10 protein-coding genes are annotated in these 21,382 nt (G+C 45.7%); 9 read left to right on the plus strand and 1 reads right to left on the minus strand.

The features are described 5' to 3' along the window. The first annotated feature begins 1,027 nt into the window (after positions 1-1,027). Positions 1,028-3,862, plus strand: coding sequence for a PAS domain S-box protein (locus QUB37_RS09100; RefSeq protein WP_333161126.1), 2,835 nt, complete (start codon positions 1,028-1,030; stop codon positions 3,860-3,862). Between the two features lie 1,129 nt (positions 3,863-4,991). Here the strand turns inward: QUB37_RS09100 and QUB37_RS09105 are convergent. Further along, the gene (locus QUB37_RS09105; protein WP_015176637.1) at positions 4,992-5,189 is read right to left on the minus strand and encodes a hypothetical protein; all 198 of its coding nucleotides are present in this window, start codon (positions 5,187-5,189) and stop codon (positions 4,992-4,994) included. 383 nt (positions 5,190-5,572) lie between these two features. Between QUB37_RS09105 and QUB37_RS09110 the strand changes: the two genes are divergently transcribed. The 8 genes from QUB37_RS09110 to QUB37_RS09145 all read left to right on the plus strand — a co-directional run. Further along, positions 5,573-5,923 (plus strand): STAS domain-containing protein, encoded by a 351-nt coding sequence (locus QUB37_RS09110; RefSeq protein WP_333161128.1) that lies wholly within the window; start codon positions 5,573-5,575, stop codon positions 5,921-5,923. A 143-nt stretch (positions 5,924-6,066) separates the two neighbouring features. Then, positions 6,067-8,892 (plus strand): TIGR03960 family B12-binding radical SAM protein, encoded by a 2,826-nt coding sequence (locus QUB37_RS09115; protein ID WP_333161130.1) that lies wholly within the window; start codon positions 6,067-6,069, stop codon positions 8,890-8,892. Positions 8,893-9,837: 945 nt separating this feature from the next. Beyond that, positions 9,838-9,966: a hypothetical protein gene (locus tag QUB37_RS09120; RefSeq protein ID WP_333161132.1), complete on the plus strand. Its 129-nt coding sequence runs from the start codon at positions 9,838-9,840 to the stop codon at positions 9,964-9,966. Between the two features lie 409 nt (positions 9,967-10,375). Beyond that, on the plus strand, positions 10,376-12,736 hold the full coding sequence (locus QUB37_RS09125; RefSeq protein WP_333161134.1) for an Rne/Rng family ribonuclease: 2,361 nt from the start codon (positions 10,376-10,378) through the stop codon (positions 12,734-12,736). 1 nt (position 12,737) lies between these two features. Beyond that, complete coding sequence (locus tag QUB37_RS09130) at positions 12,738-13,424, plus strand: ribonuclease HII (RefSeq protein ID WP_333161146.1); 687 nt, start codon at positions 12,738-12,740, stop codon at positions 13,422-13,424. Between the two features lie 215 nt (positions 13,425-13,639). Further along, positions 13,640-19,261 (plus strand): AAA family ATPase, encoded by a 5,622-nt coding sequence (locus QUB37_RS09135; RefSeq protein ID WP_333161136.1) that lies wholly within the window; start codon positions 13,640-13,642, stop codon positions 19,259-19,261. A gap of 346 nt (positions 19,262-19,607) precedes the next feature. Next, positions 19,608-20,003 (plus strand): response regulator, encoded by a 396-nt coding sequence (locus QUB37_RS09140; protein WP_333161138.1) that lies wholly within the window; start codon positions 19,608-19,610, stop codon positions 20,001-20,003. Next, positions 20,000-21,382: PAS domain S-box protein (locus tag QUB37_RS09145; RefSeq protein ID WP_333161140.1), on the plus strand; the 1,383-nt coding region annotated here is incomplete at its 3' end. The genes QUB37_RS09140 and QUB37_RS09145, both read left to right, overlap by 4 nt.

A 21,382-nucleotide genomic window follows, 5' to 3' on the forward strand; every position in this document is an offset into this window, starting at 1 on the left:
TCTGCTAAACCCTACCCTTTGTGAGGGGGAAGAGTTAGGGATCGCCGGTGCTGTACCTTTATTTTAAAGAATTATTGCAAGTTGGCGCTTAGTTTTAATATATGCGGGCTGTGCAGCAGCTCACCGTATTGTATATTTTAAGACATTTTGGGTCGGTTTAATCAATAAGCCGATCGGTCAGAGGCAGCCTGGGAGTCCAAGTCAAGCGAGTCCAGAGAAAATTTTCTGGGATTGGTATGGGGAATTAATTGGTCGATCGAGCTTTCTCAGATTTTCGGCGGGGTGGCAGTTCGTTTTACCGAATTCAGGGGAATCTCTGCAGGTTGAGTGCAGTGTGTCTGCAACATTATATCTTTGGATAGATGCAATATAACGAGCTGCTACTATAATAACTGTGATTTTTCAGGGGCGAGTGCGATAAACAAGGCAACAGTTACCTACCATGAAACACTTGCATGGTAGGCAAATTCGGCAAAAAGTAAAGCAGACAGACCAGCAACTTTGACTTTTTTTGACAGGATTGATCCATATTCAGGAAATAAGGGCAGAATTCAAGCGAATTCGAGCTTGAGAGGAGCGGCAAAGCAATATAGAATTAACTCGGGCATCACTACAAAAAAAATAATCTGCCAAACGAGGTAGCAGTAGTTAGGAGCAAGCGAGATAAATTACTACATAGCTAGTTGTTTCTAGCCAGAAGCGCGAAACTATTTGTTCAACAGGGTATAGCTAAACTGCTGCATACAAGCAAGACTCCAGCGGTACCGATTCCTGGAAAACCGACGAAAGTTAAGGAAAAATAAGCGTACTAGCCAATCAAGTCAGAGCGGGGGTTCACCCCGCGGCAAGAAGCAATAGACTTGATTAGAAGTTAGGATTGAGATATGAATGCTCAACTCATGAAACCAATTGGTTTTTACATTTTTTTATGCCATTCAAAACCCAAAACTTTTTTGGGCTTGACTTAAAGCCACAGCCCGCTCAAATTTTGTGTCCGATAATTAATATTTAAGAAAAAGGAATTTTTGTGAAAACGCTCAGTATCCTCTTAGTAGAAGACAGTCCCCTAGATGCCGAACTGATTGAGGCATATCTAATGGATGGCGGGCTCCAATTTTCTCTGGTGTGTGTGGAAACTCGAGAAGACTTTGCCACGGCGCTGGAAAAACAACGTTTTGACATTATTTTGGCAGATTATATGCTGCCTTGTTTTAACGGGATAGCTGCATTGGAAATTGCCCACATTACTTGTCCGGGAGTGCCGTTTATTTTTGTTTCGGCTACTTTGGGCGAGGAAGTGGCAATCGAAACTTTGAAAAGAGGGGCTACTGATTATGTTCTCAAACGCCGTTTGATACGCCTGGTGCCGTCGATTGAGCGGGCCCTGCGGGAAGTTCAAGAACGGAACGAGCGCAAGCAAGCCGAAGCACAGCAGCAGGAGAGTGAAGCTCGATTTCGGATCATGGCAGATACCGCGCCGGTAATGATTTGGATGTCGGATACTGACCAACTTGGCGATTACTTTAATAAAGTTTGGCTGGAGTTTACCGGTAGAACTTTGGCGCAAGAAATGGGCATGGGTTGGATGGAAAACTTGCACCCAGATGACTTACCAGAATGTCTGGATATTTACCAAAAAGCCTTCGACGCTGGCAGTGAGTATCGGCACGAATGCCGCCTGAGACGCTATGACGGGGAATACCGCTGGGTTTTGGGTACAGGCGTACCCCGGTACAGGCCCGATCGCACTTTTGCAGGTTACATCGGTTCTTACATCGATATTAGCGATCGAAAACAGGCAGAACAAGAACGCGGGGCAGCTTTGTCCCGCGAACAAGCAGCGAGGTTGCAAGCAGAAGAAACAGCTAAAGCGCTGCAATCGGCAAACTATAAAATTACTAACATTCTCGAAAGCATTACCGATGCTTTTATCGCTGTTGATTTAAATTGGAACTATACCTATGTCAACCATCAAGCTATTGAACTGTTAGGCAGACCAAAAGCAGAACTGATTGGTAAAAATTTTTGGGATATATTTCCCTGGGCTGTCGATTTACAGTTTTACAAAATGGCGAGCAAAGCATTAGCAGAAAAGGTAACGGTCGAGTATGAAGAATTCGTACCGTTATGGAATAAGTGGTTGAAGATGCGTTTTTATCCTTCCGATTCTGGTTTGTCGGGTTACATCCAAGACATTACCGAGCGCAAGCAAACAGAAGCTGCACTCCAAGCTAGCGAAGAAAAGCTGAGAATGTTAGCCGAAGCTAACTTGATGGGAATTATCTTCGGGGATGTGAACGGCGGTATCATCGAGGCCAACGATGAATTTTTGCGGATAGTTGGTTACACGCGGGAACAGTTGCAGCGCGGGGAATTAAACTGGATTGACATCACGCCGCCGGAGTACCAGTCTCTCGACAAGAAGGGGATGGCAGAGGCACAAGCAACGGGGGCTTGCACTCCCTACGAAAAGGAATTCTGGAGGAGAGACGGTAGCCGGATTCCGGTGTTGATCGGATATGTTTTGCTGGCCCAAAAGCGGCAAGAATCTGTCGCTTTTATTCTCGATTTAACGGTTGGCAAGCAGTTGGAAAGAGAACTGCACGATCGAGCCCAGGAATTGGCGCGGGCGAACCGGATTAAAGACGAGTTTCTAGGAACTTTGTCCCACGAATTGCGGACGCCACTGAATGCGATGCTGGGATGGGCGCAACTGCTGCGAAACCGCAAGTTTGACGAAAAAACGACTGTTCGGGCTCTGGAAACGATCGACCGCAATACACGTTCGCTGGCAACTCTAATCGAGGATTTGCTGGACGTGTCGCAGATTATTACCGGAAAACTGTCGCTGAATTTGCGGTGGGTGGATGTGATTTCTACTGTTGAGGCTGCGATCGATACTCTAGCGCCCGCGATTGCCGCCAAAAATATTGAAATGGTGACGGATTTCGACCCCAGTACCGGGCGGATTTTTGCCGATTCCGGTCGCTTGCAGCAGGTAGCGTGGAATTTGCTGTCGAATGCAATTAAGTTCACTCCTGATGGCGGACAGGTGAGGGTGGCGGTGCGAAAGATGGAGAGGACTTTTGCCGGTGACGAATCCGCTTGCTGTAAAAATTTGTCGCCCGCTAGTATCGAAATTGAGGTTAGTGACACGGGACAAGGGATTTCAAAAGAGTTTTTGCCGCACGTTTTCGAGCGGTTCAGCCAAGCTGACAGCTCTACAAGGCGATCGTACAACGGATTGGGTTTGGGCTTGGCCCTAGTGCGGCATTTTGTGGAAATGCACGGGGGGACGGTGCAAGCCGAATCTGCCGGGAAGGGAGAAGGCTCGAGGTTTTTAGTGAAATTGCCAATTCAACAGCTTCATTGCGACGGCGGATTTTCTGTTGCCCCACTCGGTGAGGTTGCGATTCCTCAAAGCAAGGCGCGAGCCCCTGTAAAGGAGTCTTTTGTCAGCACCAATCTTTCTGGAGTGCGGGTATTGGTGGTCGATATCGACGCGGATTCCCTGGATTTTGCCTGTACCGTGCTCGAAGATTGCGGGGCCCAGGTGGAGACTGCTAGCTCTGGAAAGGATGCCCTGGAGGCGATTGAAAGGCTGAATCCGAATGTGTTGGCGATCGATATTGGCCTGCTGGCCCTTGATGGAGAAGCTTTGCTGCAACAAGTGCGATCAGGGATAATGGACAAGGAAATTCCGGCGTTGGCGTTCACGGCGGTTGGTAGGGTAGAGGAACGGATACGGGCACTGCAGCAAGGTTTTCAAATTTACGTGCCCAAGCCGATCGAGCCTGCTGAGTTGGTGGCGGTGGTGGCAAGTTTGGCGGCGCGCTCAAAGATTTTAGAGGTTAGATTTTAGATTGACTCTGCGATGACGGAAAAACGAGACGCAAGCCCCGGGCTACCGACACGGGGATAAGTCGGCAGCGGTTTCAACCGCCTTCAATTCTTGGTATAATTCAAGCAGCAAGTAAGAATAACCGTCTACGCGAGGAATCATCCTAGTACGGAGAAATCCCGGCAACGGAGACATCCGCCTTTGATGCGGAATACTTAAAGGGCAAATAATGGCAGGGTGAGGAGCGTACCTATCTGGCGCAAGTGATGGACTCAGAAAGCGAAAACAACTTAAAAGTAACGGCAATTCTAGCACCTCTGGTACTGGTGTTATTTTGAGCGTCTAGAGGGACTTTTGCCTGTTCCTTCCAAGTTGGACTTGGAGAATCCCCCGGTTTCAACCGTGGGGAGTGTCAAGGATGTCGTAACTACAGATCAATTTTCTTGCATTCGAGCGATCGGACAATTCTTAGGACTCAGGCCAACTGGCCGATTAAACAAAAATATGTAGTTGCGCTTGTGCGCTATTCGCTTAGGAAAGAGCGTACAAGCGCAACGAGATACTTAAAATTTAAGCTTTACTTTGTGAGAGTTGCCCTTAGTCCTAATCCTGCCGAAAAACTTTTTTTAGTATTAATTAGACTTAGAGCTAATTTGTCAAGCCCCAAAAGTTATAAATTTAATTTAGATCACAGTATGTAGTTTTTGATACTGATAGCAGTTTCTAAAAGGAATGCAACTGTAGACAAGTTCCAAACCCCTATCATCATCAGTATTACAATTTCTAAAATCTCAAATCTAAAACCTAAAATCTAAAATTGTATGAGGTTCAGGGACGATCGCCCTTAACAGTCTCTCCTCAAATATCAAGTTCAGTAATTAGCTGCTTCATTAAGCATGACTCTTATCTACAATTAACCTAATTTGTCATACCCCAAAAGTTATAGATTTAATTTAAGTCAAAGTTTTAGCTTTTGATCAGAGGTGCAGGGACGATCGCCCCTAACACTATTTCCTCACATATCAAGTTCAGCAACGAGATACTTCATTAGAAAAATATTGGACCGGCGTAAATGCTTCTAACAGGTCTCTATTGCGCGCCGTGCAAGGATTTTTGGGTTTTTGGATGTGGACTGGTCGCCCGGTTCCCACTATCGACGGCTAGATACCAATTGCACCCGGCCGGCATCCATTTCATCCATTAATAACTCTAAAGCCTCATAATCAATATCGGAGATGTACCCCAAACGGGTGAGCTCGTAGTTGATTTCGTTTTCAATGTCAGGCGTCAACTGCTTAATGTAGAGGGCTTTTTCTACAAGTTGACGAATAGCATGAGTTGCTTGCATAGTAAGTCGGAGAACTCCGTACTGTTTAATTTTCCTCTGAACTGTCGAGTAAACAGGTGATCTAGATCAGAACTAATAAGTGATTTAAATTACATTGTTCAGTTTCATCTAACAGCTAGGACAAACTCGATCGCAATTTTTATAATTACCAAGACTAAACCTGCAGGCCTAAATAAAAAATAGTATAGTAGCTGACGTTTCCTCCCCAAATCTTAGGCAAAACTTCATAAAAAAGAGTCAATAAATAAAGATTCAGTAAAACTACTGACAACAACTGGTCAGTTTGCCTCAGCTTAAGTTAGGCTCAGAGTAATCAAGTAGGTTTAGGCTTACATCTGTCCAGCGCAGTAGTTGAAAATACGTAGCAATCATAGGTTTGACATATGCAGACACTTCTTGCCCATAAACCAATTACGGTGATTCGACCCCTAGACTACCTGAATGCAGCCACCGCCGGAGAATTCGGACGGCAACTAGCGGCAGCAATTGCAGCCCCCGGAGTTGTAGCGGTACTCGTAGATTTGGCCGAAGTAAAATTTATTGACAGTGCAGGTTTGATGGCATTGGTTTCGGGCCTCAAGCAGGCGAAAAAAATGGGGCGCAGGTTTAGTCTTTGCTCAGTATCCCCTGGGATTAAGATGATTCTGGAACTCAGCCAACTCGATCGAGTTTTTGAGATATTTGAAAATGTCGATAGCTTTGATGCCCAAAACTCCTGCGTAAAACAACACTGATAGAACCTCCTCATCGACGATAACAGGCAACAAAACACAGCAAATTCGGTTAAATGGCCGAAAAGACAGACGACTGTCGTTGGCGTGTTGGCAGATTTTAAGGTAGGCTGCTTAAGAGTCGCAAATATTTAGCGAGTCGAGCCGTGGCAGTAAAAGTCGAAGAATTACTTACAGCAGACATTAATCAGCCTGCTCGTTATCTGGGAAACGAATTGGGGGCTACGCACAAGCCTTGGGACGCGGCGTCTGTGCGCTGGGTTCTCACTTACCCAGAAGTGTATGAAGTTGGTGCTTCCAATCTGGGGCACATCATCCTTTACAACATTTTGAACGCAGGGCCGAGACAGTTGTGCGATCGAGCTTATTTGCCCGCACCAGACTTGGCAGCAAAACTGCGATCGACCAAAACTCCGCTGTTTGCCGTAGAATCGAGGCGATCGCTCACAGAATTTGATATTCTGGGCTTCAGCCTCAGCTACGAACTCGGAGCAACAAACATTCTGGAAATGCTGGATTTAGCTGGCATTCCCCTAACTTGGCAAGAAAGAGCGACCAATCCCCAAAACGCTCAAATGCCGCTGATTTTTGCTGGTGGGCAAACGGCAACTTCCAACCCCGAACCCTACGCTGACTTTTTTGACTTCATCGCTTTGGGAGATGGAGAAGAGTTGCTGCCAGAAATTGGCTTGATTTTGGCAGAAGGCAAAACTAATAATTTGAGCCGAGAAGCATTGCTGCTGGATTTAGCGCAAATTCCAGGCGTCTACGTCCCGCAATTCTACGATATGGCGGCAGACGGTTCTGTTCATCCCAACCGCCCGCAAGTTCCAGAACGAATTCTGCGCCGCGTGGCGACTCCGATACCAGCTTATTCGATCGGCCTGGTTCCCTACGTCCAGACAGTACATGACAGACTGACAGTAGAAATCCGCCGGGGATGCACGCGCGGGTGTCGCTTCTGTCAGCCGGGAATGCTGACTCGCCCCGCGCGCGATGTCGAACCGCAGCAAGTCGTAGAGGCGATCGAACAGGGGATGCAAGCCACCGGACACAGCGAGTTTTCCCTGCTTTCCCTGAGTTGTTCCGACTATCTGGCACTCCCAGCAGTCGGCATGGAAATCAAAAATCGCCTGAAAGATAAAAATATTTCTCTATCTCTACCCAGTCAGCGGGTTGACAGATTTGACGATAATATTGCCGACATTCTCGGCGGGACGCGACAAGGTGGTTTGACTTTTGCGCCGGAAGCTGGTACTCAGCGGATGCGGGACATCGTTAACAAAGGTTTGACCAACGAAGAATTGCTTCGGGGTGTCAAAACTGCGGTCGATCGCGGCTGGGATAAAATCAAGCTGTATTTTATGATCGGTTTGCCCGGAGAAACAGATTTTGATGTTCTCGGCATCGCCGAAACAGTCCGCTGGCTGCACAGGGAATGCAGGATCAATGGCAGGCGGGGACTGAATTTTAACTTGACAATTTCTAATTTTACGCCTAAGCCTCACACTCCTTTTCAGTGGCACTCGGTTTCTACTGCTGAGTTTTCCCGCAAGCAAAAACTCCTGAAGGAAGAGTTTCGGGGAATGCGGGGCGTCAAGGTGAATTACACTGATGTGCGGATTTCGGCAATGGAGGATTTTGTCGGACGGGGCGATCGACGTTTGGGCGCTGTAGTCCGCCGCGCTTGGGAACTTGGCGCGGGTATGGATGCGTGGTGGGAAAGCTTGGATAAGGCATATAAAGCTTGGACTCAGGCGATCGATGAATCGGGCCTTACCTGGAAATACCGCCAAGTCGAAAGCGGCGAGTGGAATCTTTTTGAGAAGGAAGAAGGAAGTTCGGCAACGGATTCTGTAACGGATGTAACGGATGTCAGTCCGATGTCCGTCGGAAGAAGGGAGAAGGAAGATTTTTCCAATTCTCCGGATCTCCCCCTCTCCTCCTCCCCCACTCTCCCCCTCTCCCCTTCCCCCTCTCTCCCCCTCTCTCTCGATCAGGCCCTGCCTTGGGATCATTTAGATACGGGAATCGACAAAAACTGGCTAAAAATTGACTTGCAAAAGGCTTTGGAAGCAGCGACGGTTCCCGACTGTTCCTTTGAAGGGTGTTCGCGCTGCGGGGTGTGTGGCACCGATTTCGGACACAATGTGGTTGTGGATGCGCTGCCAATTCCTGAGTTTGCTGGGGAGTTTGTCCCGAATACCGAGCGGAAACAGCGTGTGCGGGTTTGGTTCGGGAAGGTGGGCGATATGGCTTTGGTTGGTCATTTGGATTTGATCCGATTGTTCGATCGAGTAGTCCGCAGAGCCGATTTGCCGATTTCGTTTACCGGCGGGTTTCACCCGAACCCTCGGATTTCTCTGGCAAATGCTCTGCCTCTGGGCGTTACCAGCACTGGGGAAATTGCTGACTTTGAGCTCACTGAGTCGATCGATGTTGAGAGTTTTCGGGAAAAGTTGGCCGCTAAGCTGCCGGCAAATATTCCGATTTACAAGGTTGATTCGATCGATCTCAAGGCTCCTTCTGCTAACCAGTTGTTAGAAGCAGCGGAGTACGTGATTACTGTCGCTGTAGGGGGTTCGCTGACAGAAGATGGCGAATTAGACCGGGACAATGCTGCTCCTGTCTCGGTGGCTCCTGATGCCAACTGGGAAGCTTGGGTCAAGACGATCGTCGAAACAGAGGCTTTTTGGCGGGTGCATACTACTAAGTCGGGAAAGACCCACAATGTCAATTTGCGCGAAAGGCTGCACAAACTAGAGCTTATAGAGCAGAAACCAGACAGCAGCACCTCTGCTAGGAGTGCTACATCCGAAGGTAGAGCCGTCTTGCGCTTTACCGGCAGTTGTCGCAGCGACGGCAACGTGCTGAAGCCAGAACATATTGTGTTCATGCTCGAACAAGTCAGCCAGCAGGAAATTCAGCTTCTACAGGTTGAGCGTAGTCAGCTAATCCTGGGTTATGGTTAAGATAGGGAAGTCGTGGTGAAATTTTTCACCTTCGGCTCTCGATCGGGATGTGTCGTTTCACGCTATAATCGCTTGTTATGGAAGCCGCGGCGGCTCGAGCGCTTTAGTCGCTCGTCGCCCTCGTCAACCAGCAACGCGGGCTGGGTGCAATTTGCTTCTGTTCAAGACTTCAAGCCTTTTTGTTGTACATTCACGGGCTAAATCTAGCGCCAAACCCGCCGGAGCGGGGTCTGAACCAAATTTAGCGATTAATTTCGATTGATCGACTGGTTGTCGGTGGTCGGCTTATTCAAAAATCTCACGGTTCAAACCGCAGAGCGGGTATTCAACAATAGATGTTTTTGACGGGTCAAAAAACGGAGATAAGCCCCGACTTAAGTCGTGGAGAACCAAAAATTTTAGATTTTAGATTAAAGTTCCAGCTCCGAGATTTATCTGTGGAGTAAATCTAAAATCTAAAACCTAAAATCTAAAATCGACTGACCCGTCAAAAAACGGAGATAAGCCCCCCACTTAATTCGTGGAGAACTACAAATTTTAGATTTTAGACTTTAGTTCAATCTCCCAGATTCGTCTGTGGAGTAAATCTAAAACCTAAAATCTAAAATTTAAAATCTAAAATCGACTGACCCGTCAAAAAACGGAGATAAGCCCCCCACTTAATTCGTGGAGAACCAAAAATTTTAGATTTTAGACTCTAGTTCAATCTCCCAGATTCGTCTGTGGAGTAAATCTAAAATCTAAAATTTAAAATCTAAAATCGACTGACCCGTCAAAAAACGGAGATAAGCCCCCGACTTAGTTCGTGGAGAACCCAAATTTTAGACTTTAGACTCTAGTTCAATCTCCGAGATTCATCTGTGGAGTAAATCTAAAATCTAAAATCTAAAATCTAAAATCGACTGACGAGGTTTTAGGGTTGGCAGGGGCGGAGGTTGCAGTCGAATGCCAAACTGGGGTATGTTGAGTGCGATCGCACAAGAATTCAACAAAAGTCTAGGCGCTTTCACTCCTACCTACTTTCCCTCAAAACCAGCCCTCTACCACCACGCAAGCGGAGTTATCAGTTCGTAGTGTTAAGTTGTGTGTTAAGAAATTGGTACGGTGTCACTGAATTTATTCGCGCTCGTTCAAGGGAAGAGTTGTAAGTGTTGAATTTTGAGTATTGATGTCGCAATTCTCAACTCAAACCTCAATATTGCTAACTCGATAAAAGCCTCCTTATTTCTATCTCTCAGATTTATCTGCTGAGCATAACTCATAACTCTGTACGGGCGGGTTTAACTACTTTATCTGTAACAGTTAACAGTGAACAGTCAACAGTTAACAGTTAACAGTGAACGGTCAACAGTTAACTTTCCTTCCACCCTGCACCAACTCACAGCTAATAACTCTTCAAGCTACTACTAATTACAGTCTAAGTCAGAGGCACTATGAGTGCGTAAGTGTCTCTAGCTTGCTGCCAGTTTTTTGAGGAAATTGAATGACAAAGCAGATAGTTATAGCAGAGCAGCATCGCATTGCTGCCGTCTTTTCAGAAGATCAAATCCAAGAACTTGTGGTAGCAACAGGCAGCCACCAAGTCAGTGACATTTACTTGGGAATTGTTGAAAATGTACTCCCTGGGATAGATGCGGCATTCGTCAATATTGGCGATCCAGAACGTAACGGGTTTATGCACGTCACAGACCTCGGCCCGCTGCGTCTTAAACGCTCGGCAGGAGCAATTACAGAACTCCTGACCCCCCAGCAGAAAGTGGTGGTACAGGTAATGAAAGAACCGACGGGCAGCAAAGGCCCCCGGCTGACAGGCAACATTACCCTGCCGGGCCGCTATTTGGTACTGATGCCCTACGGCAGGGGAGTCAACCTGTCACGCAGAATCAAGTCGGAAGCCGAGCGCAACCGCCTCAGAGCTCTGGCTATTTTGGTGAAACCGGCCGGGATGGGGCTGCTGGTACGCACCGAAGCTGAAGGGATGACTGAAGAAGCGATCATGGAAGATTTGGAAGTCCTCCAAAAACAGTGGGAAGCCGTTCAACTCGAAGGCGGTACTTCGCGGGCGCCGGCACTACTCAACCGGGATGACGATTTTATCCAGCGGGTGCTGCGAGATATGTTCAGCGGTGACGTGAATCGGATTGTGGTGGACTCGCAAAATGGAATTAAGCGGGTGAAGCAGCAGTTGATGAGCTGGAACGGCGGTAAACTTCCTGCGGGAGTTTTGATCGACCACCACCGAGAGCGCGCCTCGATTTTAGAATTTTTCCGGGTTAATGCTGCGATTCGAGAAGCCCTCAGACCAAGGGTGGATTTGCCTTCGGGTGGTTATGTGATTATTGAGCCGACTGAGGCGCTGACGGTGATAGATGTCAACTCTGGCTCGTTTACTCGATCAGCGACGGCTAGGGAAACGGTACTCTGGACAAATTGCGAAGCAGCAACGGAAATTGCGAGACAACTGCGGTTACGCAATATTGCCGGAGTGATTATTGTTGACTTTATTGACATGGAATCCCGCCGCGATCAGTTGCAGGTGCTGGAACATTTCAATAAAGCTCTCAAGGCTGACAAAGCTCGGCCACAAATCGCTCAACTGTCGGAATTGGGACTGGTAGAACTGACCCGCAAGCGCCAAGGTCAAAATATTTATGAGTTGTTCGGGCACAGTTGCCCTACTTGCAGCGGGTTGGGTCATCTGGTGCACTTGCCCGGGGAAGAAGACTTCGCCGCAGCGGTGCGGGAATCGGGCGATCGCACTGTTGCTACGTCGAACCGCGTTTTGTTGAATTTGCCCGAAGGATTGGAACGCCGCAGCTTGACGCCTGTAGCGGCTGCAACTCCTGCCCCGGTGCGGGAAGAACGCCCCCCCGAACCTGCTCGGGCTGCTTGGGAACCTCAGAGTCAGAGCGAAAGTTCGGATTTTGAGACAGCCAGTAACGCCTCGCCTTTGGACTTGCTCAACCATCCCAGCTATCAGGATTTGGGGAACGGAACTAGACGCCGCCGCCGCCGCCGGATTGGCGAAGAGCCTTTTGCTCTCCCGGCGGAGGAGGAACCTGTACGTAGCAAGTTGCGGCTGCCGAATACTTCGAGCGCGCCCGTCGCGGATACGCGCTCTGAGTATCTGGCACCCCCCGGCATCCGGGCAGCTTCGGAGGGCTTCGGGCTGGTGAATATGGCTGCTGCTGGCAGGCGCGAGGATTTTGATCGCGTGCGTCCGGCTAAGTCTGAGTTGATGAAGCCGATGGTGGAGCCTCCAGAGGTGATTTCGGTGGAAATGACGGCGGAGGAGCAGGATGTTTATGCTCTGATGGGGGTTTCTCCTTTGGTGCTTACTGATCGCAGCGTGAAAAATCCTAAGAATGCGATCGTTTCGGTGACGCTTCCGGGAGCTGCTCCGAACAAGCCACCTTTCGAGCAGCTCGAATTTGAATTTGAAGCGACGACGCCTCAAGAGAATGTTGAGGAACGGGATTATTATCCAGAAAGGTCGGTAGTTGAGCCTGTGTTTTCAGAGGATGATGATGATGATGATGATGATGATGCCCAAATTTATGGCGAGAGTTTGATCGACGAAACTGATGATTTTGATCGGATGGAGGAACCCAGCGATGTGATGGACGAATCCTATGAACCGATCGAATCCTATGAACCGATCAAACTCAATGAGCCGATCAAACTCAATGAGCCGATCGAACTCAATGAGCCCAGCGAACTCAATGAGCCCAGCGAACTCAATGAGCCGATCGAAGCCAGCGAACCCAGCGAAGCCAGCGAACCCGAGGAGCCTGCTATCAACCGTCGCCGCCGCCGTCGCTCGTCAGCCGTTGTGGATGAGTGATATGAAGTCAGAGGGAAGAAGGAAGAAGTCAGAGGGAAGAGGGAAGAAGGAAGAAGTAGAAATTTTTACTCTCTTCCCATCTTTCCATCTTCCCCTTTCCTCCTCTCCCTCGAACGCTCTGGTAATTGCGGGTGTGGATGAAGTCGGACGAGGCGCTTTGTTCGGGCCGGTGGTGGCTGCAGCCTGCATTTTGCCCGACGAAGTTCTCGATGAATTAGCAAGTTGCGGGGTGCGAGATAGCAAGCAGTTGAGTGCCGCAGCCCGGAGTCGGTTAGCTGTGAAAATCCGGGCTGTGGCGGTTGACTGTCAAATTGGTGCGGCTTCGGTGCGGGAGATCGATCGCCTCAATATTTTGCAGGCTTCTTTGTTGGCGATGAAACGGGCGATTTTGAAGTTGAAGGTGACGCCGGATTTGTGTTTGGTTGACGGGAATCAAAGGATTCCCAATTTGGTGATCAAGCAAGAGACGATGATTAAGGGTGATGCGCGATCGATTCAGATTGCTGCTGCTAGTATTGTGGCGAAAGTTTGGCGCGATGAATTAATCCTGCGGATGGCTGTTAAGTATCCTGAATATGACTTGACAAATAACAAGGGATATGGAACAGCAAAACATAAATTGGCTTTGGAACGCTGCGGGCGATCGGCTTTTCACCGAGTCTCTTTTAGTCCTTGTCGAAAATCTTAAAATAAGGGTGAAAAACTTAGCTAATTCCAGCGCAATTATATAAAATTTGAAAAACCGAGAATTTCCGCTTAAAAAATTCAGTTAGTACAGGCTGAACAATGTCTATCACCTGTTAGAGAAACTAGCTAAGCAATAGACCTGTCTTAGTCTATTCCCAAATTTATCATTTTCAGCCTCCGGTAGCATCTATAAAATCTTTATTTAACCTCTTCCGCATGACTGATAATTTGTTAACAATTCCCGGCTATCGCATCCTTGAGCAAATCTACAATGGATCTAAAACACAGGTTTATCGAGGAGTTTCTGAGTCAAGCCAAAAAGTAATTATCAAACTGCTATTGAGCGAGTATCCCACTTTTAGCGAACTGGTGCAGTTGCGGAATCAGTACACCATTACCAAAAATCTTGACCTTCCTGGAATTGTCAAACCCATTGCACTCTTAAACTACCGCAATGCTTTTGCTCTGGTAATGGAGGATGTTGGGGGTGTTTCTCTTGCTGAGTATACTGCTAATGCTGAAGCGAAGAATTTGGGCGATCGCCTATCAAATAATTCTGAGGTTTCCTCCCCCCATACTTCGCCCCTACCGCTCGATGAATTTATGCCCATCGCGATTCGGATTGTCCAAACCATAGAAGGATTATATCACAACCGAATTATTCACAAAGATATCAAGCCCGACAATATTATCATTAACCCCCAAACTAAAGAAGTTAAATTAATTGACTTCAGCATTTCCTCTCTTTTACCCAGAGAAAAACAGGAAATCCACAACCCAAACGTCTTAGAAGGAACTCTAGCTTATATGTCCCCAGAACAGACGGGACGAATGAATCGGGGTATCGACTACCGCACAGATTTTTACTCGCTGGGAATCACGTTTTACGAACTACTGACAGGGCAATTACCTTTTAACTCTAGCGATTCAATGGAGTTAGTCCATTGTCATATGGCCACGATTCCTACTCCTCCAATTGAGCTGGTCCCAGCTATTGGCGCGATGGTGAATAAAATTATTATGAAATTGCTCAATAAAACTCCAGAGTCACGCTATCGAAGTGCTGTTGGGCTGCGATATGACTTAGAAAATTGTTGGCAGCAATGGCAAGAAAATGGCAATATTAGCCAGTTTGCCTTGGGGGATAGAGATATTTGCGATCGCTTCGTCATTCCTGAAAAACTCTACGGTAGAGAAACTGAAGTTAAAGCGCTATTAGATGCCTTCGATCGCGTCAGCGAAGGCAGTTGCGAAATCATGCTAGTTGCTGGCTTTTCCGGGATTGGCAAAACAGCGGTTGTTAACGAAGTTCATAAACCTATTGTCCGCCAGCGGGGTTACTTCATTAAAGGTAAATTTGACCAATTTAAGCGCGATATTCCCTTCTCGTCGTGGGTGCAAGCCTTTCAGAATTTGATGCAGCAATTACTCACCGAAAGTGCTGCTGAGATCCATAAATGGCAAGTCAAAATATTAGAAGCGTTAGGAGAAAATAGTCAAGTCATTATAGATGTTATCCCGGAATTAGAACGACTAATTGGCAAGCAGCCAGAAGTGCCAAAACTAGAAGGGACTGCCGCTCAAAATCGCTTCAATCTATTATTTAAAAAAATCCTCAGAGTGTTCGCAACAAAAGAACATCCTTTAGTGATTTTCTTGGATGATTTGCAGTGGGCAGATTCGGCTTCTTTGAAGCTAATGCAGTTGTTAATGAGTGAAATAGATACCCGCTATCTGTTGTTAATGGGAGCGTATCGGGATAACGAAGTGTTTCCCGCTCATCCACTAATGCTGACATTGGATGAGATTCGCAAAGACTCGGCAACAGTCAACCAAATTACATTAGCACCCTTAGACAAAACTTCCCTGAATCGCCTGATTGTCGATACTCTTTCCTGTCCACCAGAACGGGCGATTCCTCTGACAGAGCTGGTTTTTACCAAAACTAAAGGCAATCCTTTTTTTGCTACTCAATTTATAAAATCTCTGCACGAAGATGGGTTAATATCTTTTGATTTTAATAGTGGCTATTGGCAATGTGACATAGCCCAAGTGAGGACGCTAGCTTTGACAGATGATGTTGTCGAGTTTATGGCGATTCAGTTGCAAAAGTTGCCTAGAGATACCCAGGATGTTCTGAAACTTGCAGCGTGTATTGGCAACCAATTTGACTTAGCAACCCTGGCAATGGTTCATCAAAAATCTCAGAGTGAGACAGCGGCTGATTTGTGGAAAGCTTTGCAAGAAGGGTTAGTTATTCCGATCGCTGAAGTGTACAAATTTTTTCAAGACTCGGAATCAGTTGAACTTGCACAAACGCCTGAGTTATCGGTTCCCTACAAGTTTTTACACGATCGAGTGCAGCAAGCAGCATATCTTCTGATCCCCGAATCCCAGAAACAGTCCACCCATCTCGAAATTGGGAAAATGCTGTTGAGGAAGGGCGGGGACGGAGGCACCGCCCCTACGGAAGCAGAAATAGAAGAGAAAATTTTTGATATTGTCAACCAATTGAATATGGGGATGGAGTTAATTACCCCTCAAATAGAACGGGACGAACTGGCTCAGTTGAATTTAATGGCTGGACGTAAAGCTAAATCTTCAACGGCTTACGCGGCTGCTAAAAAGTATTTAACTGTAGGTATAGCACTTCTGGCTATTGATTGTTGGAATAACCATTATAACCTAACTTTGGCACTGTATGAAGAAGCCACGGAGGCGATGTATCTAAACGGTGATTTTGAGCAAATGGAGCGATTGGCAGAAATTGCCCTCCAAAACGCAAATATGCTCTTAGATAAAATCAAAATTTATCAAGTTAAAATTCAAGCTTTGAGAGCGCAGAACCAAATCAAACAATCTTTAAATTTTGGGTTAGACATTCTCAAACTATTGGGGATAAATCTACCTCAAGATCCAGAACCGACAGAAATTCCCCTGGCTTTTAAAGAGACGCAATTGGCTTTACAGGGGAAACATATTCAAGACTTAATTGACTTGCCTGACATGACTGACCCGCAAAAACTGGCAGCGAGTAAGATCCTGTTAAAACTCTGTCCTGCTGCCTACATGGTAACTCCCCTCCTGTTGCCCCTGATTACTTTTAAACAGATTCAGTTAGCCATTGAATATGGTAATGCACCAACTCATACTCATTCCTATGCGAATTATGGAGTCATTCTCTGCGGCTTCATGGGAGAGTTAGAATCGGGCTATCAATTTGGAGAACTGGCACTAAATCTGCTCAATAAGCTCGATGCCAAGCCTTTCGAGGCTATGACTATTTTTGTAGCAACTTACTTGACCAAACCTTGGAAAAATCATATTAAAGAAACGTTTAAACCCCTGTTATCTGCTTACCTTAGAGGTTTAGAAACTGGAGATTTAGAACACGCTGGCTGTTCAGCACAAAGGTACTGTTACCTTTTGTACTGTAGTGGCTCTACTGAACTGTCAAGGGTTGAACTAGAAATGCAAACCTACAGGGATGCTTTCACAAAGATGAATCAGGATAGCATTCTTCAAGTGCATCAAATTGACCATCAACTTGTATTAAACTTGCTGGGAATGACAGAGAATCCTTGCCGTTTAATGGGTTCAGCTTGTGATGAATCTAAAATGTTACCGCTTCATATTGCCAATAATCACAGAATGGCGTGTTACTATTTTTACTTAAATAAGTTAATCCTTTGTTATCTTTTTGGTGAGTACCACCAAGCAGTTGAGAATTCTGCCGGAGCAAAACAGTATTTAGATGCAGTAGTAGCTTCGATATTAGTGCCGATTTTTTATACCTACGATTCTCTTTCTAAGTTGGCGGTGTATTCTGATGTAGAGATTTCTGAACAACAACAAATCCTCGAAACCATAATTTCCAATCAGGCCAAAATGCAAAACTGGGCGAATCATGCCCCGATGAATTATTTACATAAATTCTATCTAGTAGAGGCAGAACGGCATCGAGTTTTAGGTCAAAATATGGACGCAATGGATTCTTACGATCGCGCCATAAAACTTGCTAAAGAAAATGAGTACATTAACGAAGAAGCGCTTAGCAATGAGCTGGCAGGAAAATTCTATCTAACTTGGGGTAAAGAAAAAATTGCCCAAGTCTACCTTACAGAGGCTTACTACGCCTATGCACGCTGGGGAGCCAAGGCAAAAATTGATGATTTAGAAAAATGCTATCCCCAATTGCTTGCACCTATTTTAAATCAAAAAATCAGCTTAAAGACAGGAGAAACAATTACCCAAATGATGACTAGAACTGTTGCAAATACAACTTCAGGTCTTTCAGAGATTTTGGACTTGGCAACAGTAATCAAAGCCTCTCAATCACTGTCAGGAGAAATCAACCTCGATAAGTTGCTCTCCACTTTGATGCAAGTGATGATTGAGAATGTGGGAGCTAAAAAAGGAGCTATGATTTTGAGAGAAAGAGATTCTTTCTTCGTCGCGGCTCTATGTGTGAGCAGTAAATCGTGCAATCTAGCATCAACTCCCCTTGTTGACTCTAACGAAATTCCGATCGCGATCGTTAACTATGTCTCGCGCACCCAAGAAACCTTGGTAATTCATGATGCGACGGCTGAGGCTACCTTTGCGGCTGACTCTTATATCATCCAGCATCAACCCAAGTCGGTTTTGTGTCTGCCGATTCAACATCAAGGAAAGCCGATCGCCATTCTTTACCTAGAAAATACTCTCGTTACAAATGCCTTTACTCCCGATCGGCTGGCCGTCTTAAATATCTTAGCCTCCCAAGCCGCGATCTCCATAGAAAATGCCCAACTCTATGCCAACTTAGAAGCCAAAGTCGAAGAACGCACCCAAGAATTATCACAAGCTTTAAGCAATCTCGAAGCCACCCAAGAAGGATTGATTCAATCAGAAAAAATGGCAGCTTTAGGACAACTGGTTGCCGGAGTTGCTCACGAAGTTAACACTCCCCTGGGTGCAATTCGCTCCTCGGCAGGAAATGTTTCTAAGTTCTTGAATCAAACTTTAGAACAGTTGCCCGCACTTTTTCAATCTCTCTCCCCAGAAGAAGCACATAATTTCTTGAGTTTACTTCAGCGATCGCTCCAACAAGAAGCAAGCTTATCAACCAAAGAAGAACGCAAATTGAAGAGAGCTTTGAGAAGCCAACTGGAAGAATTAGGAATTGAGAGTGCCGATACCGTAGCCGATCGCCTAGTGATTATGGGTGTTTATAATGAAATAGATGCCTTTGTTCGTTTGTTGCAAAGATCCGATAGTTTACACATCCTAGAAATCGCCTACAAACTTTCCGAATTAAAAAGAGGCATCGCTACTATCAACACAGCCACAGATAGAGCATCGAAAGTAGTTTTTGCCTTAAAAACTTATGCCCGCTACGAACAGTCGGGCGAAAAAACAGCAGCCTGTATTAAAGAAGGTATTGAAACAATCTTAACTCTGTATCAAAATCTCCTCAAACAGGGAGTTGAGGTCATCACAAACTATGCCGAAATCCCGCCGATACTGTGCTATCCCGACGAACTCAATCAAGTTTGGACGAATTTAATTCATAATGCTTTGCAAGCAATGGATTATCGAGGCACGCTAACAATTGAGTTAACGGTTCAAGATGACCAGGCTAAAATTAGCATTACCGACAGCGGCAACGGGATACCAGAAGAGATAAAAACAAAAATATTTGACCCGTTTTTTACTACTAAATTGGCCGGAGAAGGCAGCGGATTAGGACTAGATATTGTCAAGAAGATTGTTGACAAACATCAGGGAAAAATTGAAGTGGAATCAATTCCTGGCAAAACTATATTTAATGTTTTCCTGCCCATGAGCGGTCTATAAGCAGGTCAATGCGATCGCCAACGATATAAGCTACTAAGTAGGTCGGGTGTTACTTGGTTCCGCCTAAGCTGCAATCTACCCCATTGGGAGTATTTCAAAAGTCAAAGCGTTTTGAGGCTCATAACTCCGATTCAACAGGAAACGGATGTAAAACAGCAGTACGATGCGTTATGCTCAGCTAAGCTACTACGCATATAAGTTTCTTGGTTTCGGCGACTGGGGAGGGAGAAAGGATTTGGCGAGGCGTTGACTTGTGACATCTTAAGATAAAATGGGGCCTACTAATATACTTTACTACTGTGACTACTTTTGCTACTAATAAACAATTAAAAACGAGAAAAAATAGATGTCTAAACCAGTTATTTTGTGCGTTGACGACGAGAGAATAGTGTTAGACAGTCTCAGGACGCAGCTAGCAGCAGCATTTGGGGATACCTACATCTATGAAGGGGCTGAGGATGCTGAGGAGGCTTTAGATCTAATCAATGACCTCAATGAGGAGGGAATTAGCGTTATTTTGATTATTTCTGATTGGTTAATGCCCGGTATCAGGGGAGATGAGTTGCTGATTCAAATTCACAAAAACTACCCCAATGTTATTAAAATCATGCTCACAGGTCAAGCTGATGAAGTAGCAATTGACAGAGCAAAAAAACAGGCGAACCTCCATCGTTGCTTATCTAAACCTTGGTCGGAAGACCATTTGCTAGAAACTATTAAATCTGGTTTATCTAAACTATGACCCAGCAGGTAATTATCTGTGTCGATGATGAGAAAACTATACTCAGCAGCCTCAAAGCAGAACTGCAAGAGGCTGTCGGCAAGGATTACATAATCGAAATTGCTGAAGGGGGAGAGGAAGCATTAGAGTTAATTGAAGAATTGTTAGAGGATGGGGATGAAATTCCTTTACTTATTTCTGACCACATTATGCCTGAAATGAAGGGAGATGAGCTGTTAAAACAGGCTCATCTAATTTTGCCTAAAACTATAAAAATTATGCTGACAGGACAAGCAGATCTTGGGGCTATCGCCCATGCTATCAACTCTGCAAACTTATATCGTTATATTACCAAACCTTGGCAATCTGAAGATTTGAAGTTGACGGTTAAAGAAGCGCTAAATAGTTATTTTCAAGATAAACAACTGACCGAACAAAATGCCAAACTCCACCAAATAAATCAGGAGTTAGCCCAGCTAAACAGCCAGCAAACGGCACTGATTGCCAAACTGCATGAAAACGAAAATCGCTTGAGACAGTTTTTGGAAGCAATGCCGATTGGTGTAGGTGTGCTGGGTGCGGACGGCAAACCTTACTACGTCAATCGGAAAGCAAAAGAGATATTTGGTAAAGGAGTTGTGCCGAATACGAGTTCGGAGCAATTGTCAGAGGTTTATGAAGTCTACCAAGCAGGCACAAATCAAAAGTATCCTACGGAAAATTTGCCCATCGTGCGCGCGTTGAAGGGGGAAATTGCTAGGGCTGACGATGCAGAAGTTCATCAAGGCGACAAGATTATTCCCTTAGAAATCTTCGCTACTCCAATCTACGATCAACAAGGAAATATTGTTTATGCTATCAACACTCTTCAAGATATCACAGAACGCAAAGAAGCTGAGGCAGAACGCAAAAAGTTCATTCAGGATCTCTTTGAGGTCAATTCCAATTTGGAGCTTTCACTGGATGCAGAATTAGAAATTGCGGAGGCGACAAGTCGCTTTGTACCCAATGAGTTTTTAGCTTTTTTGGGATGTGACAGTATTGTTGATATTAAATTGGGAGGAGCGGTGGAGTTGGAAATGTCAGTTTTGTTTTCTGACATCCGCGATTTCACTACTCTCTCGGAACAAATGACACCGACAGAAAATTTCAAATTTATCAATTCTTATCTGAGTCGAATGGAACCACTAATTGTGGAAAATAAAGGGTTTATTGATAAATATATTGGTGATGCAATTATGGCTTTGTTTAGCGAGGGCGCGGATGATGCTGTGAAAGCCGGAATTGCGATGCTGCATACTCTGGCTGAATACAATCGAGATCGGGAGCATGTCACTTTTGCGATGAGTATAAATACTCGTCAACTCCAGCATGACTTTTTTACGGATCATCAGTATAAT

It is taken from the genome of Microcoleus sp. AT3-A2, assembly GCF_036705685.1.
Lineage (GTDB): Bacteria > Cyanobacteriota > Cyanobacteriia > Cyanobacteriales > Microcoleaceae > Microcoleus.

Excerpts from the sequence above, each read along its gene's own strand:
- QUB37_RS09105 (WP_015176637.1), bottom strand. The coding sequence starts at position 5,189 with ATGCAAGCAACTCATGCTATTCGTCAACTTGTAGAAAAAGCCCTCTAC.
- QUB37_RS09110 (WP_333161128.1), top strand. The coding sequence starts at position 5,573 with ATGCAGACACTTCTTGCCCATAAACCAATTACGGTGATTCGACCCCTA.
- QUB37_RS09120 (WP_333161132.1), top strand. The coding sequence starts at position 9,838 with ATGCCAAACTGGGGTATGTTGAGTGCGATCGCACAAGAATTCAACAAA.
- QUB37_RS09125 (WP_333161134.1), top strand. The coding sequence starts at position 10,376 with ATGACAAAGCAGATAGTTATAGCAGAGCAGCATCGCATTGCTGCCGTC.
- QUB37_RS09130 (WP_333161146.1), top strand. The coding sequence starts at position 12,738 with ATGAAGTCAGAGGGAAGAAGGAAGAAGTCAGAGGGAAGAGGGAAGAAG.
- QUB37_RS09135 (WP_333161136.1), top strand. The coding sequence starts at position 13,640 with ATGACTGATAATTTGTTAACAATTCCCGGCTATCGCATCCTTGAGCAA.
- QUB37_RS09140 (WP_333161138.1), top strand. The coding sequence starts at position 19,608 with ATGTCTAAACCAGTTATTTTGTGCGTTGACGACGAGAGAATAGTGTTA.